Source organism: Limnobaculum xujianqingii, from assembly GCF_013394855.1.
Taxonomy (GTDB): domain Bacteria; phylum Pseudomonadota; class Gammaproteobacteria; order Enterobacterales; family Enterobacteriaceae; genus Limnobaculum; species Limnobaculum xujianqingii.
Map to the genome: position 1 here is coordinate 2,896,222 of NZ_JABMLK010000001.1, position 15,334 is coordinate 2,911,555.

Below are 15,334 nucleotides of genomic sequence, written 5' to 3' on the forward strand. Positions count from 1 at the left end.
TTTCTCTCACCAACGTTAGCCGCACTGTCCCTAAATCAAAAACTGGATATGACCTGTAACAGTCAGTATGCTGAAATGAAATAGTCACTCAGTAATACCGGCGGTTACCATGCACTCTCCCCCTCGTCTATATTGGCAAAATTAAACCCTATTATGACCACTCTCCCAGCGCCATCGATAAGCGTGCGGTTGATGGTGAGCTGATACTCACTCCACTGGGTTTTGAAGGCGACCAGCAGGCAGACCCCCGTCATCACGGTGGTGCCGATCGCGCTTTGTGTCACTATCCACGAGAACATTACGATTACTGGAAGCAACGTTTCCCTGAGCAGGCGGATCAATTTACCGCCCCGCTGTTTGGAGAGAATCTCTCTACCCAAAATCTGACCGAGGAAACGGTTTTTATCGGCGATATATTCCGTTGGGGGCAAGCATTAATTCAGGTTACTCAACCCCGCTCTCCTTGTTATAAACTGAATTATCACTGTGCGATTAATGGATTCGCCCGCATCATGCAGGACAGCGGTCGCTGCGGTTGGCTCTATCGTGTAGTTTCAGCCGGTAAGGTCAATCCCGGCCAACCGCTGGAGCTGGTAAGCCGTAACAGCGATGTTTCCGTTGCCGAAGCCATTTCTATTGCTTTTAACTCCCCTTTTGATGAAGAGCAGTATCGTCGCTTGCTGTCTGCCAGCTGGAGCAAGAATATGCAGATGAGAATCCTGACTAAACGTATCGAAGATATGGAGAGTCGACTGGTAGGCGCTTCTGGTGATTAATGAATACATAATCCGTGTTACGATAGACCCGCTTTCAGGTAGTTCCCTGTCTCTTGATAACTGATGATGGATATGTTGATGACGAAAACCACTGCACCTTCTATGGCAGAATCCCTGACGCGCGATATTGCTATTCGCATTATGCGTGGTGATTTATCACAAGTGCCGTCTCTGCCGGGCGAAAACGAGCTGGCACTGCAATATCAGGTTTCACGAACCACCATTCGAAATGCACTGCAGGTTCTTTCAGCCAAGGGTATGGTCTCTATTCAGCCCAAACGCCGTAGCGTCGTCACTCCCCGCGAACAGTGGAACTTCCTTGATTCTGAAGTTCTTCTCTGGCTGACGGAAGGCGGAATGGATCAGGAAATGGTTGAACAACTCATGGTTACCCGCCTGATCTTCGAACCTAACGTTGCTGCACTGGCAGCGGCTAATGCCACCGGTCGGGATTTAGCCGCCATGGAAGATGCCTGCCACTTAATGTCTGAGGGGCAGCAGCAGAATTCCCGTGAATTATTTGAACGAGGCGATCTGGCCTTCCACCTTGCGCTGCTGCGCGCCAGTCATAATCCTTTTCTCCTGTCGCTCAGTAATGCGCTCTCTTCTGCGATGTCGCTCTCTTTTAAACAAACGCTGGAAGAAGATGTCCGTCTGACCAAAGAGGCGGTCACTCAACACGTCACTTTATTGGATGCCATTCGCCTTAAGCAGGTGGATACCGCCAAGCTGCGGATGCGCGATATCCTGTTGAAAGCAGCGCAAAAACGGCTACAGGACCATCAGCCAGAAATCTTTACCCACATCGACTAATTGCTGAATTTTTTCACAATACGATCTGCTTCACAGATCGTAATATCCTTTTGCCTTACGCTTCTTGTATTACAAGATTGAAAAGGTTGTCATACTAATGACCAAATGGATTGCTGTTGATTGGGGTACCACTAACTTCCGGGCATTTTTAATGCAAGGGAGCAACTGTATTGAACGCTGTGCCCGGGGGCCGGGCTTACTACAAATTGAACCGGGAAACTTCGAAGCAGAACTATTCCACCTGTTACAAAGCTGGTTTGCAGAAGCACCCTATCCAATGGTTATGGCCGGTATGGTCGGTTCACAGCAGGGGTGGCATGAAGTGCCTTACGTAGAAGCTCCCTGTACTTTTTCTTCATTAACAAAACAGGCGTACGCTTTCACTACCCGCTGGTCGAGCCCGGTATGGATCATTCCGGGGGTTCGTTGCCATAGCCCTTACCAACAGCCGGACGTGATGCGCGGAGAAGAAGTGCAGTTAGCCGGGCTTTCAGCTATCAATGGGCCCGGAAAATATCAGGTTATTTTACCCGGCACCCATAGCAAGCATGTATTGATGGATAACCAGTCTATCTCTCACTTTTCTACTTATATGACAGGCGAGCTGTTCGCTTTATTAAGCCAGCACTCCATTCTCGGCAGGGCACTTCCTCCACAAGAGGATAATTTAGCCGTTTTTCATTCCGCTATTGAAGTCGCCCAGCGTAAAACACCGCTCAGCCACCAGCTGTTTTCAGCCCGGACTTATCGCTTAAACAAAGAGATAGCAGAACAGCATATTCACAGTTACCTCTCAGGTTTGCTGATTGGCGCGGAACTGGTTAACTGCGAAACAACGCAATCCGTATGGTGCGTCGGCTCAAGCAAACTCACAGAAAACTACTCACGAGCCGCTAAATACCTGGGTATAAATCTTCATACCATTGATGGAGATGAATGTTTTATTCGGGGAATTAGCCATCTGTACCAACATATCGCAGGAGAACAGTAATGACCGCTGAACAGTTTCATAATCAATTACGCCAGAGCGAATTACCGTTGATCGCCATTTTACGCGGCATCACCCCAGATGAAGCTCATGACGCGGCTCAGCTACTGGTGGAATGTGGATTTCGCTTCCTTGAAGTTCCGCTTAACAGCCCGCAGCCGTTAAAAACAGTAAAAATGATGTTGGACGCCGTAGCCGGAAAAGCGCAAGTGGGAGCCGGAACGGTGCTAACGCCTGAACAAGTTAAGCAAGTTCATGATGTTGGTGGTCAGTTAATCATTTCACCCAATTATTCTCCTGCCGTAGTTAAAGCCAGCGCGGAACTAAAGTTAACCAGCCTGCCCGGCGTAGCGACGCCATCAGAAGCGTTTGCTGCCATTGAGGCTGGTGCCTGTGGTTTGAAACTTTATCCCGCGGAAATACTGCCGCCATCGGTGATGAAAGCCATGCGCGTAGTACTGCCTAAAACCATTGCCTGCCTGCCGGTTGGCGGGATTCAGGCCGACGCAGCACAAATGAAAGCCTATTGTCAGGCTGGTGCTGACGGTTTCGGATTGGGCGGAGGGCTCTATCAGGCTGGCATGAGCATGAAAACGCTGGAAACCAATGCATTACGCTACCGTGATGCCTGGATAAATAGTCTGAAAGGATAATCAGAACCTTGACGAATTAAAAAGAATAAAGCAGTTATCGCTTTATAACAGATGAAATGCTTTCTGATATTTAACCGGGAGCCATTTATCTTCTTGATATGACGTAGTAATCAAAACAAACGATTCATTTCTTAACGTTTAAGAAAAGAAGGGCAACCATTTCTCTTTTTTAAGCAGGAATCGTAATATTTAACCAGAAATATAATAAGGACAACCTATGTCTGAAATCACAATAGAACAGGCGCAATCGGCCGCTTCGGCAGAAAAAAGCGTCTACCAAAAAATAACCCGAAGGCTAATTCCTTTTCTAATCCTGTGTTATTTCTTTGCCTATCTGGACCGCGTTAACGTCGGCTTTGCTAAATTGCATATGCAGGATGCACTCAGCTTCAGTAATACCGTTTACGGCTTAGGTGCAGGTATATTCTTTCTTGGCTATTTTATCTTTGAATTACCCAGTAACCTGTTAATGCAGAAATACGGGCCACGTTTTTGGATTGCCCGGATTATGGCAAGCTGGGCAATTATTTCAGCGGCAATGATGTTTGTTACCACACCAACCTCATTCTATATTCTACGTTTTTTACTGGGTGTCGCTGAAGCAGGCTTTTTCCCTGGCATCGTTTTCTATCTCACCCTATGGTTTCCATCATGGCGTTCAGCCAGAACACTAGGCTTGTTTATTCTGGTCACGCCACTTTCTACCATTATTGGCAGCCCGCTCTCCGGTCTGATCCTCAAGCTGTTTGAAGACGTTGGTGGCCTGCATAACTGGCAGTGGTTGTTTCTGGTAGAAGCCATTCCCTCTTTCCTGCTGGCTTTTGTGGTACTGCGCTTTTTAGATAATGATGTGAAATCGGCCAAATGGCTAACCGATGAAGAGAAAGCCATTGTGATTCGTGACCTGGCAAAAGATCAGGAAAATAAACGCATCGCTAACCACGGGAAAATGGATACCAGCCTGAAAAGCATGTTGAGTAACCCTTATATCTGGTTACTGTCGCTGATTTTCTTTAGCTTCAATATTGGCTACTACGGGATTAACTTCTGGTTGCCATCCATTATTAAAACTTCCGGCGTCACCGATGACTTCCATATTGGCCTGCTGACTGCACTGCCTTATCTGTTTGGTGCCTGTGTCATGGTCTGGAACAGCCGCCATTCTGACCTGAAAAATGAACGCCGCTGGCATATTGCCATTCCGGCCATTATTGGCTGCGTTGGTTTGGTACTCAGTACTTACTACAACGGTTCAACGTTCTGGATGATGGCCTGGATTTGCGTGGCCATGTGCGGAACGTTGGCGCTTATTCCAACTTACATCAGCCTGCCGGGTTCTATTCTGTCAGGTACCGCTGCCGCCGCAGGGATTGCCGTGGTGAACTCTATTGGTAACCTGGCGGGATTCTTCGGCCCTACTGTTCTTGGCTGGCTGAAAGATCAAACCGGTCGCACCGATATGGGGCTATACATTCTGGCTGGATTCCTGCTGCTTTGCGCTCCGTTGATCTTCACGCTCCCAGCTCGTCTGGCCAATCCACAGAAAAAGATTTAATCGTAATAACGTTTGCTCAGGCACGACCGATAAGGCGTGCCTGATAATCAAAAAACAATAAACACAGAGAGTTTGCTATGAGTCAATGTGGAGGCTGTTCCAACTGTGGTTCTCATTTTAACCCGGTACTGGAAGGCGATGATGGCGCGTTAAAGCGAGCATTATATAAATCAATGGGGCACACCGACGAACAGTTACGCAAACCGGTGATTGCGGTGGTCAACAGCTATACCAATGCTACCGCTGGTCATGCCAACCTGAATGACCTGACGGCAAAAGTGCTGGAAGGTATCGAAGAAGCTGGCGGCGTAGGTATGGTATTCGGCACTATTGCCCCTTGCGATGGTATTGCCGAAGGCCATTTAGGTATGCGCTATATTCTGGCTGCCCGCGAAGTTATCTGTGCATCAATTGAAGTGATGATGCGGGCACATCGCTTTGACGGTATGGTACTGCTCGGTTCCTGTGACAAAATTGTACCCGCCATGCTGATGGCCGCCGCCCGACTGGATGTGCCTGCCATTTTAGTTAATGGTGGCCCGATGTATCCCGCTGAATACAAAGGCAAACACTGGGACGGCAACATTGTTACTGAAGCCATTGGCTGGAAAAAGCGGGGAGAAATCAGTGAAGAAGAATTCGCCCATATTGAAAATATTGCAGAGCCCGGAGTGGGTTCCTGCACCATGTATGGCACAGCAAATACCATGTGCTGTATCGCCGAAGTTTTAGGTATGAGTCTGCCGGGTAGCAGTACCCACCCGGCAATATCACAAGCCCGACGAGATGTGGCGGTTGAGAGTGGAAAAACTGCCGTTGATCTGGTTAAGCGCGGCGTTAATGCCCGGCAGATCTTAACTCCGGAAGCAATTCGCAACGCCATTATTTATCTGCTGGCTACCGGCGGTTCAACTAACGCTATTCTTCACCTACAGGCTATTTACTACGAAGCAGAGTTAGGGCATTTACCGCTATCTACCTTTGATGAACTCAGTCATCAGGTGCCTTTAGTTGCCTCGCTGTATCCTGCATCCGAATATGACATGATCGATTTCTGGGAAGCCGGTGGCGTACAGGCCGTTGAGTATGAAATCAGCCGATTAATGGATACCAGCGCTCTGACAGTGAGTGGACAGACCAAAGCGGAAATCTTGAGTATTGCCCGGCGCACCTCCCGTCCTGAAGTGATTCATACTCTGGCGATTCCGGTACGCAATGAGTCCGGCGTGGCCGTATTGCACGGAAATATCTCTCCATTAGGCTGCGTAGTGAAACCTGCCGCAGTACCGGATCATCTGATGAAGTTCACTGGTCCTGCCGTCATCTTTAACAGTGAGCAGGAATCAGTAGATGCCATCATGTCAGGTGAAATTAAACCCGGTAGCGTGTTAATTCTGCGCTATGAAGGCCCTAAAGGCGGCCCGGGTATGCCAGAAATGTACAAACCAATGAAAAGCCTTGAAGGCATGGGGCTATCAGACAGTTGTGCTCTGATTACCGATGGTCGCTTCTCTGGCTCGAATCGGGGTCTGTTCGTTGGTCATATTTCACCGGAAGCCAGTGATGGCGGCGTGTTAGCGCTGGTTGAAGAAGGTGATTTGATCACCATCGATATTCCTGAACGTTTACTGGATCTGCATGTAGATGAAACCACACTGGCAACCCGCCGTACACAGTGGAAACCTATAGAGAAGCAGGTACCACGCGGTTTCCTTCGCCTTTATCGCCGTTGGGCATTACCCGCCGCACAGGGCGCAGTACTGGCAGACAGAGAGGATGATGAATAATGGCTCGTTATAACTCAAATGATATCTACGGTGTAAACCCCATTGCCGCCATGCCTTTCACCACCGCGGGGGAAGTGGATGAAAGCAGCTTTATTCGTATGCTGGAGCACCTTGCCCACAGTGGCGCTAATGGCGTAACGTTGTTTGGCATTGCCAGCGAATTCCCAAAGCTGGAGGACTTTGAGCGCCAGCGTCTGGCTGAGGTATTTATTCATACGCTACAGGGCCGTTCACTGTATCGGGCCATATCCGTTACTGCACACAGTACAGAAGTGGCCGTAAAATGGGCCAAACGCTACCAGACAATGGGAGCCGACGCGTTAATGCTGCTGCCCCCCTTCTTCCTACAGCCCAGTCCACAGGCAATACAGCAACATATTTTCAGCGTGCTTGAAGCAGTAGAGATACCGGTACTGGTGCAATACGCCCCCGGAGAAACCGGACTGCCCATTACGCCACAGCAACTTGCCGATGTATCGAAACGCTACCCTCATGCGGTGTTTAAGATTGAGTGTAATCCTCCGGTAGACTACACCCGTGAGTTCTTACAGCTGGCACCACAGGCATCAGTACTCAACGGCTATGCGGGTCTATATATGCTGAAAATGCTGGCAGCAGGTGGTAAAGGCGTCATGCCCGGCTGTTCATTTACTGAGATCTATGTGCGTATTTATCAGCACTGGAAACAGGGAGAAATAGAACAGGCAGAAGCGCTGCATGCCGCACTGCTCCCCTACATACAACAATGGATGACCCACTGTGAATATATTATTCAGGTGGAGAAAAACATCCTGATGCGCCGGGGAATAATCAGTAACGGCTATTGCCGCCTTCCGGGATGGTCACTTACTCAGGACGACTATCAGCGTATAGAACGGTTTATTGAAGAGTTTCAGCTGCATTGTTGATAAGTCCAATAAATCAGCGCATTCGAATATTCCGACCGTAAAAACAGGGTGCTTATATCGACATCGAGAACGGTCGGTAAACCATCTGTACTCAACTATTGAGCGCGTTGGGTCTGGCCGGGTTAGGGGCTGTTATGAAACACCTTGCGGTGTTTCACCCTTCGGGCCATAGGAAAGGTAGGCCCGACGCACTCTGGAGTTAAGTGCAGATTGTCTTCCGGCCGCACTCAATGGATATATAAGCACTCTGTTATTACGGTCGGAATATCCGCTGATGCCGGTTTATCAACAACAATCCTAAAACTTACCCCTGGCATACCCGGTAACCTCTTTCAGCCCCATCTCACGCCCCAGCGCGGTCATCGGGTGAACGACTTCCAGTCCTTTTACCGTTTTCTTTAATGCGCCCATATCGGCCTGCTCTGCCTTAGTAATAGGACGACTAAACGGCATCTTTTGTATTTTTTGGGCTTTAGCGCTCAGAACCTGGCTCTTTTCTTGTCTGAGTCTCTCAATTTCAGCCTGCAGCGTTGCTTTTTCAGCATCAATCTCACTGAGATCGGTATCCAACCCTTTGATTATAATCTCTTTTTCTTTACGATTCAGCGCATCGAGACGGTCGCTCAACCGCTTAATTTCTGCCGCCTGTTGTTTCATAACTCGACCTTAAATTCTGGCTTTAAATAATGAGGTATCCCGCAACACGGGATGGTCTGACAGGGAGTATAAACGTAACCTAATCTCAGTACTAATCCTGAGTGTAGAATCATAACTTATCTGAAGTGTTCATAAAAAAACGGGTCACTATAATAAGTGACCCGTTCTGTCTTTTCACTGAAAATTCAGCGAATATTACATGATTTGTGCAATTTTACGTGCAATATCCATCAGCGCCTGCTGATTTTTTTGCAAAGACTCATTCATTTCATTGAATTTATTCAGTCCAGCCTGCTCAGTAAATTGAACAACCGGGCCGTTATATTCAATTTTATCGCCCTGAGCTTTCAGGAAGTCAGAAATAGTCAGGATATCGCTAAAGGTAGAATCCAGCAGCGTTAAGGTTTGTCTGCTTAAATCACCTTGCTGAGTAACCACTTTTGCATAAGCTTTGTCATAAACCGCTTTTAAATCTTCTGGCAGTTTCATTGCTGCATAGCTATCAGCAGTTTGCTTAACGATGTCATCTAACTTAGCATGAACTGCTTTAGTTTCTGCCTGAGCTTTTTCAACTTTCTCGCGGTTATCAACCATCGCTTTCATGCTGTTCAGCGTTCTTAACTCAGTCATTGAAGACTGCATAGCGCCTGAAAAAGCACTGTCCAGCTGGCTGGTAAAGTTAGTTAACAGCGCATAATCTTTGGCGTAATTACCAAAAGCTTTTTCCTGGTCTTTACTTAATTCTGGTAAACGAATTTTAGTGCCATCAATCACTTGCGTCTGTAGAAACTCACTGAACGCTTTACGCTGCTCTGGCTCGTTATCACCACAACCCGCTAATTGAAATACCAGACCTAAAGCAAACAGAGGGGCTAAAAAACGAACCCATGTTTTTTGTGTAACTAAAGACATACATGCTCCTGAAATTTATTCACTAATAATCCATTAATTACCCTGCGGAAAACGAATCCTTCGTTCACATATCGATAGACCGCAGAAACTGAGATACGTTAGCATTCGGTGTTAATGGAATAAAGCGATTAAACTAAAATACCGAATATAATTACATAGTTAATTGAAAATTATAAGATTATTTAACAACGTAATAGCCATAGTTAATAACACGGAACAATAACTAAAACAAAAAAGTGGGAAGGAAGTACTGGTTCTTATTTAAGGTGTATCTGAAAATAAAACTTACTGAAATATTGCTTATAGCAGGCATCAATATAACGAATAACTTCGTGTTTTATGAATAAAAAAAGCCTCAGCAAACTTTTTTGATGAGGCTTTTTTATTACTAAACTAACTGGTTAATTACTTCTGGCCCAGTAAATATTTAACAACCTGGCTGTATTCCTGAATGAAGCCTTCAACACTCTTGGCTTCCAGACCATCATTTTTCACCAGATATTTTCCGTTAACGATAACAGAAGGCACGCTTCTTAAATTAACATCCTCGGCCAGTTTACGCTGTTGAGCAGTCAGAGATTTAACAATGAAGCTGTTCCACGCACTGTCGAACTCTTCACCGCTCACACCTGCTTCAATAAACGCCTGACGAATGCCATCTAAATTACGAATAGTTTGAGTTTTTTGGATACCGTTAAAAATCAATGGAGCAACTTTATCCTGAACGCCTAAAGTAATGGCAACGGCCCATGCCTGAGTCAGTTGAGAACCTAATTCGCCACCCATAAAGTCAACGTGATATTTAACAATTTTGCCGCCTTCTGGCAGCTGTTTCTTAAATTCGTCAGTCATGTGATAGACGTTTTCGAAGTCATAACAGTGTGGACAGAAAAAGGAGAAAAACTCCAGTACCTGTGGCTCTTCTGTCGCGCCGCGGTTCAATGTTTCAAACTGCTTACCATTTTGGAAATTGGATGCCACTACGACTGAGCTGCTACCGGTAGGCTTAGAATCTGCATTTGCCGGGGTAGAAGAATTTGACCACATAAAAAAAGCACCGACAGCAACAACTGCACACACCAGCACCAACCACAACTTTTTCATAAAAATACTCCGTAAAACAATAATCAGTACATTGGCATCAGTTGCAACGGCGGAACCTGTAACAACTTAGCCTGTTCAGTAAACAGCGATGGCTGCGCCTGCCAAAAATCATTATCTGCAATCCAGGGAAAGCTTTTTGGAAACGCGGGATCCTCCCAACGGCGAACCACCCAAGCAAGGTAATAAACCATTCGCATACAGCGTAATGGCTCGATCAGTGCCAGCTCCCTCTGATCGAAATCAGCAAACTCACTGTAGGACTCCACAAACAAATCCAGCTGCATCAGCTGTTCTGAACGCTCGCCCTGCAATAGCATCCAAATATCCTGCACTACTGGCCCGTTACGGGCATCGTCCAAATCAACAAACATTGGACCATCGTGCCACAGAATATTTCCCGGATGACAATCACCATGCAGACGGGATAATGCCCAATCTGTATGCCAGTGCTGTTCCACGGCCTGAATTAACTCATCCAATACCGGTAATAGCAGCGGTTTAACGCTTGCAGGCACCAGAGAACTTTCCTCCAGTACCCGACGGGGTTGGTAAAGATATTCATCCAACCCCATGGTTGGTCGGGCAACAAACGGCTGTTGTCTGCCAACCTGATGAATTCGTCCCAGAAAACGAGCAACCCATTCCAGATGGTCAAGGTTGTCAACTTCATACTGACGCCCGCCCATGCTGGGGAAAACAGCAAACATATATCCCTGATGGTGATGTAATGTCTGCTTGTTTATCACCAGCGGAGCGACAACCGGGATCTCTGTATCAGACAACGTTAAAGAGAAATCGTGCTCTTCTTGTATCTGTTCCGGTAACCAGCGCTCCGGGCGATAAAATTTCGCTACATAACGTTTACGATCTTCATCCATAAACTGATATACGCGATTCTCATAACTGTTCAGCGCGGTAAGGCCTGAATCCACACGCAACCCTACACTTTCCAGTGCATCCAGGATCATGTCGGGCATTAAGGTATGGAAAGCAAATGCTGCTGAATTCATAAGGAGTTTATATCACCACAGGGTTATCCGGACTACCAGCCGGTTATCATACACAGGGTTTAATCTTTTAAAATACCACGTGCGCGTAATAAGGCGGTTTTAAAGTCTTCTTCATAATCTTTCTTTAAACCGGGAATGACTTCAGTACGTTCGCTGTCACGCATCTTAAGATGGTAAATCAGCACATCATCAGTTAATTCACTCAGCGGGCCGGTAAAACCTGCCTCTGTCGCCAGTTTTTGCAGAAACTGAATCAGATTCAGATCCGGGTCTTTCTGCCAGGCTGGGTGGATAAGTTCAATCAGTTCATTGACGCGATGGCATTTCATAACGTCTCTCCCTTTTATTCAAAAGAGTCACAAGGTATCAGGGTTAATCAAATTTTAACAGCTTGTTATTTCATCATGCGAGCCATATTAATCGCTTCGATTAACTTAGCCCGATTAATTTGCGGATTGTTGCTGTCCAGCAGTTGCTGCCAGATATCAATCGCCTGCTGATATTGTGCGTTTAAGAAGTGATCTGATGCCAGAAGCATCAAGGCTGTCACCTGACCAGGTTCCTGAGCCAGTGCCTGATTGATTAAAGTCTGCGCCTGAGGCGTCATGCGCTGGCCAGCCTGATAATAGAGCGTAGTGGCTTTCGCCGTAAGTACTTCTGCATCGTTGCCGCGCAGCTGTGTTACCCGATCAAAAGCAATTAACGCGTTTTCAAATTCATTACTGTTGAGATAGCGTTGACCAAGCAAGAACCAGGCTTCAGGATCGCCAGGTGACTGACGGATGCGCTGCTGAAGCTCTGCTACTACCTTATCCTGAATTTGGCTGATATCCATGCCGGAGAACGGATCAGTGTGGTTTTCCCGGCTGTATTGTGCTGATTCCTGATACTGACCAATGTACCCATACCCTACTGAGGTAATCAGTACCACTGCCAACGTCATCACCGCCGGAATGATTTTCGATGGTCGGTTAGACATCGCCGGAGCCGTTTTTTCCGTCGTCGCCATATTCTGCAACAGGCTTAAGGAGAGTTCCTGCTGATACTCATTCGACAGGCCATTAGCTTTTTCTTGTTCGGAAAATAGCTTTCCGGCTAAAGCTACTTGCTGCTGATAAAGGGCTACGTTGGTATCATTACGTAAGTCCCGCTCGCTCGCAGCTGGCATATTCGAACGAATCGCTGGCAGCCAGATAATCAATAGAATCAGGCAAAGCATCAGTCCGGCACCGCACCAGAAAATCATCATGACTTATTCTCCAGCCATTTATCTAACTGACGCTTTTGCTCTTCTGTTAACGCAGGAGGGGGTAACTGACGGCGTTTCTTCACATAAAGCCAGATAACCAGCATCCCAAACAGCAACAGAACCAACGGGCTATACCACAACAGTGCGGTCTGACTATTAAAACGAGGTTTATATAAAACAAAATCACCAAAACGTTGAGTCATAAAACTGACAATTTGCTCATTAGATTTTCCTTCATCTACCATACGGTAAACTTCCAGACGTAAGTCATGAGCAATGGGAGAAGTCGATTCAACCAGATTCTGATTCTGACACTGTGGACAACGTAGCTGTTTTGCCAGACTAATAGCCCGCTGCTGATTCTCCGGATTTTTAAACTGCCAGGTATCGACAATTTCAGCCCGTAGCGGCAATGCCATTAACATCAGCAATATCAAACGACAAAACAGACGCATCATGAAGAACCTCCCAATGCCATATTTTGCAGCACTTCAATTTTGGGCTGAAACTCTTTTTGCCAGACTTCCTGATTTAACTCACCAGAATAGCGGTAACGAATAATGCCCTGACTGTCGATCAGATAGGTTTCTGGCGTGCCGTATACGCCTAACTCCAGCGCCAGCTTGCCGTTTGGATCATAAACCGAGCGGATATACGGATTACCCAACTTATTGAGCACTTCCAGCGCCGCCGGGCGGTTATCCCGGTAATTCAAACCATAGAGTTTAAAATCAGGGCGTTCACGCAAGGTTTGCAGGAATGGAAACTCCAGTTTGCAGGACGGACACCAACTGGCCCATACGTTTAACACCGTGATATGCCCGGTAAAGTCTTGCTGGCTAAAGGTTTTATTACGCAGCAGCAAATCTTCAGCTATAAACTCAGGCATCGGCTTATCCTGCTGAGTCAGCCCTAACTGATGAGGGTCTTGTTTTAAGCCAAAATAGAGGGCAACACCCATTAAGAGCACCAGAAACAGAGGCAAAAATAGTTTTAGTCGATTCATGATGCCACCTCATTCTGATGACAAATCACCGCATTATCTTTTTTTCTGCCGCGTTTGCTCCACAGGCTACATCCACCACCCAGCACCATCAATAATCCACCACCCCATACCCAGCGGATAAACGGCTTATGGTGAAAACGCAGGGCATAGTTCTGCTTATCAACTTTCTCACCCATCACCACATACAGATCCGCAAGCAGGTTCCAGGAAATTCCCGGTTCACTCATTAACATGGTTCGGACCGTATAGTGACGACGCTCTGGCATTAATAATGCCACTTCTTTACCTTCACGAGTCACGCGAATAACTGCCTGCTCCGCCGTGTAGTTTGGGCCAATCAACAGCTTGGTTTCATCATAATGGAACTGATAGCCACTCAGCGTACTTTGTCCCCCCGGCCCCATTTTGACACCGGTCTCTGTGGAATAGTAACTGGATAAGGTAATACCAATCGCGGTAACGGCTACACCACAATGGGCTAACAGCACGCCTGAACGCCGTAATGACAAATGCCTGACAAAAGTAAGATTACTGACAATAACCCATACCGACAGTACCAAAGCAACAGCCACCATCGGATAGAAACGATCGAACATCAGGGCAGCTACACAACCTGTAATCACTGCCAGTAACGCTAAAGCAACAAGCCATTTTATCTGACCTGATGCCATACTTTTCCAGCGGCTTAGAGGAGAGATCCCCATCACCATAAGTATCAATAACACTGGTGGTACAAAGGTGCTGTTAAAGTAAGGAGCGCCAACCGAAATAGAACCTAATCCCAGCGCGGTAAATAACATCGGGTAGAAGGTGCCAATCAAAACAATCAAAGTCGCAACGCTCAACAATACATTTGCCATTAGCAAAAGCGCTTCGCGAGAAAACAGGCTAAAACGAGCAACAGCGGACTGGGTGTTGGCTCTGAGAGCAAACAGCGTTAGTGCACCAACAATCGCCACACCCAGCAACAATAACAACATAATGCCGCGGTCGGGATCGACAGCAAAAGCATGAACCGACGTTAATACGCCGGAGCGAACAATAAAGGTACCCAGCAAACTTAAAGCAAAGGTAAAAATCGACAGCAGTAAACTCCAGTAACTGAACGTGCCGCGTTGTTCCGTCACAATCAGTGCGTGCAGTAATGCTGTTCCTAGCAGCCAAGGCATTAAAGAGGCGTTTTCAACCGGATCCCAGAACCACCATCCGCCCCAACCCAATTCATAATAAGCCCACCAGGAACCTAAAATAATACCAGCGGTTAAACAGATCCATGCGGCCAACGCCCATGGGCGGCTCCAGTAAGCAACCGCAGCATCCATGCGCCCACTGAGCAACGCTGCAATAGCAAAGGCAAAATTAACCGCAAATCCTACGTAGCCCAAATATAGCAACGGAGGATGAAAAATCAGGCCGATATCTTGCAACATCGGATTAAGATCTCGCCCTTCCATCGGTGCAGGAAACACTCGCTCAAAAGGGTTGGAGTACAGCAGGATAAACAGACAGAACCCCACCATAATCAGGCCAAGAATCGCCAATACGGTGCTATTGATTTGTATATCCATCCGGCGACGCAATGCGGCAACCAGCGCGGTCCATATTGAGAGAGAAAACAACCCGAACAACATGGAGCCTTCATGCCCGCCCCATACGGCCGCAACTTTAAAAAACAACGGTAGCTGGGAGTTAGAGTGCTGGGCAACATACATTACGGAGAAGTCATCGGTTGCAAAGCTGTAACCGAGTAACGAAATAGACAGGGTAATAAGCAGGCAAACCCCGTGACTCAGGGGAGCTGCATAGCGAATGAGTAATGCCCGCCGGCAATAAATACCTGCCAGCGGAACAATACTCAGTAATATCGCAAGTGCCAAAGCACCTGACAGGGATAGCAGCCCCAAATCAGGGATCAT

General features: G+C 47.0%; 16 protein-coding genes. 7 read left to right on the forward strand and 9 right to left on the reverse strand.

Going from position 1 to position 15,334, the window contains the following annotated elements:
* Positions 1-131: 131 nt before the first annotated feature.
* From yiiM to GOL65_RS13410, 7 genes are all read left to right on the forward strand, one after another.
* Positions 132-776: a 6-hydroxyaminopurine reductase gene (yiiM, locus tag GOL65_RS13380; protein WP_140921221.1), complete on the forward strand. Its 645-nt coding sequence runs from the start codon at positions 132-134 to the stop codon at positions 774-776.
* A 78-nt stretch (positions 777-854) separates the two neighbouring features.
* Complete coding sequence (locus tag GOL65_RS13385; protein ID WP_140921222.1) at positions 855-1,589, forward strand: FadR/GntR family transcriptional regulator; 735 nt, start codon at positions 855-857, stop codon at positions 1,587-1,589.
* 97 nt (positions 1,590-1,686) lie between these two features.
* On the forward strand, positions 1,687-2,580 hold the full coding sequence (locus GOL65_RS13390; protein WP_140921223.1) for a 2-dehydro-3-deoxygalactonokinase: 894 nt from the start codon (positions 1,687-1,689) through the stop codon (positions 2,578-2,580).
* Positions 2,580-3,230 carry a 2-dehydro-3-deoxy-6-phosphogalactonate aldolase gene (locus GOL65_RS13395; RefSeq protein WP_140921224.1) on the forward strand — a complete coding sequence of 217 codons (651 nt, stop codon included), beginning with the start codon at positions 2,580-2,582 and terminating at the stop codon, positions 3,228-3,230. The genes GOL65_RS13390 and GOL65_RS13395 overlap by 1 nt, the downstream gene beginning before the upstream one ends.
* Before the next feature lie 217 nt (positions 3,231-3,447).
* A complete protein-coding gene (locus GOL65_RS13400; RefSeq protein WP_140921225.1) occupies positions 3,448-4,785 on the forward strand; it encodes an MFS transporter in 1,338 nt (445 codons plus the stop codon).
* 77 nt (positions 4,786-4,862) lie between these two features.
* Positions 4,863-6,572, forward strand: coding sequence for a dihydroxy-acid dehydratase (gene ilvD, locus GOL65_RS13405; RefSeq protein ID WP_140921226.1), 1,710 nt, complete (start codon positions 4,863-4,865; stop codon positions 6,570-6,572).
* The gene (locus GOL65_RS13410; protein ID WP_140921227.1) at positions 6,572-7,480 is read left to right on the forward strand and encodes a dihydrodipicolinate synthase family protein; all 909 of its coding nucleotides are present in this window, start codon (positions 6,572-6,574) and stop codon (positions 7,478-7,480) included. Before ilvD ends, GOL65_RS13410 begins: the two co-directional genes overlap by 1 nt.
* A 297-nt stretch (positions 7,481-7,777) precedes the next feature.
* Here GOL65_RS13410 and GOL65_RS13415 read toward each other — a convergent pair whose 3' ends face one another.
* From GOL65_RS13415 to GOL65_RS13455, 9 genes are all read right to left on the reverse strand, one after another.
* Complete coding sequence (locus tag GOL65_RS13415) at positions 7,778-8,137, reverse strand: YibL family ribosome-associated protein (RefSeq protein ID WP_140921228.1); 360 nt, start codon at positions 8,135-8,137, stop codon at positions 7,778-7,780.
* Between the two features lie 195 nt (positions 8,138-8,332).
* Complete coding sequence (locus GOL65_RS13420; RefSeq protein ID WP_140921229.1) at positions 8,333-9,049, reverse strand: DUF3053 family protein; 717 nt, start codon at positions 9,047-9,049, stop codon at positions 8,333-8,335.
* A gap of 405 nt (positions 9,050-9,454) precedes the next feature.
* On the reverse strand, positions 9,455-10,153 hold the full coding sequence (gene dsbA, locus GOL65_RS13425) for a thiol:disulfide interchange protein DsbA (protein ID WP_407657486.1): 699 nt from the start codon (positions 10,151-10,153) through the stop codon (positions 9,455-9,457).
* Between the two features lie 23 nt (positions 10,154-10,176).
* Positions 10,177-11,163, reverse strand: a complete 987-nt coding sequence (locus tag GOL65_RS13430) for a serine/threonine protein kinase (RefSeq protein ID WP_140921230.1) — start codon at positions 11,161-11,163, stop codon at positions 10,177-10,179.
* A gap of 59 nt (positions 11,164-11,222) precedes the next feature.
* A complete protein-coding gene (locus GOL65_RS13435) occupies positions 11,223-11,492 on the reverse strand; it encodes a YihD family protein (protein ID WP_140921231.1) in 270 nt (89 codons plus the stop codon).
* A gap of 65 nt (positions 11,493-11,557) precedes the next feature.
* Complete coding sequence (gene ccmI, locus GOL65_RS13440; protein WP_140921232.1) at positions 11,558-12,412, reverse strand: c-type cytochrome biogenesis protein CcmI; 855 nt, start codon at positions 12,410-12,412, stop codon at positions 11,558-11,560.
* Positions 12,409-12,867 carry a heme lyase NrfEFG subunit NrfF gene (gene nrfF, locus GOL65_RS13445; protein WP_140921242.1) on the reverse strand — a complete coding sequence of 153 codons (459 nt, stop codon included), beginning with the start codon at positions 12,865-12,867 and terminating at the stop codon, positions 12,409-12,411. Before nrfF ends, ccmI begins: the two co-directional genes overlap by 4 nt.
* A complete protein-coding gene (locus GOL65_RS13450; RefSeq protein ID WP_140921233.1) occupies positions 12,867-13,418 on the reverse strand; it encodes a DsbE family thiol:disulfide interchange protein in 552 nt (183 codons plus the stop codon). Before GOL65_RS13450 ends, nrfF begins: the two co-directional genes overlap by 1 nt.
* On the reverse strand, positions 13,415-15,334 hold the full coding sequence (locus GOL65_RS13455; RefSeq protein WP_140921234.1) for a heme lyase CcmF/NrfE family subunit: 1,920 nt from the start codon (positions 15,332-15,334) through the stop codon (positions 13,415-13,417). The genes GOL65_RS13450 and GOL65_RS13455 overlap by 4 nt, the downstream gene beginning before the upstream one ends.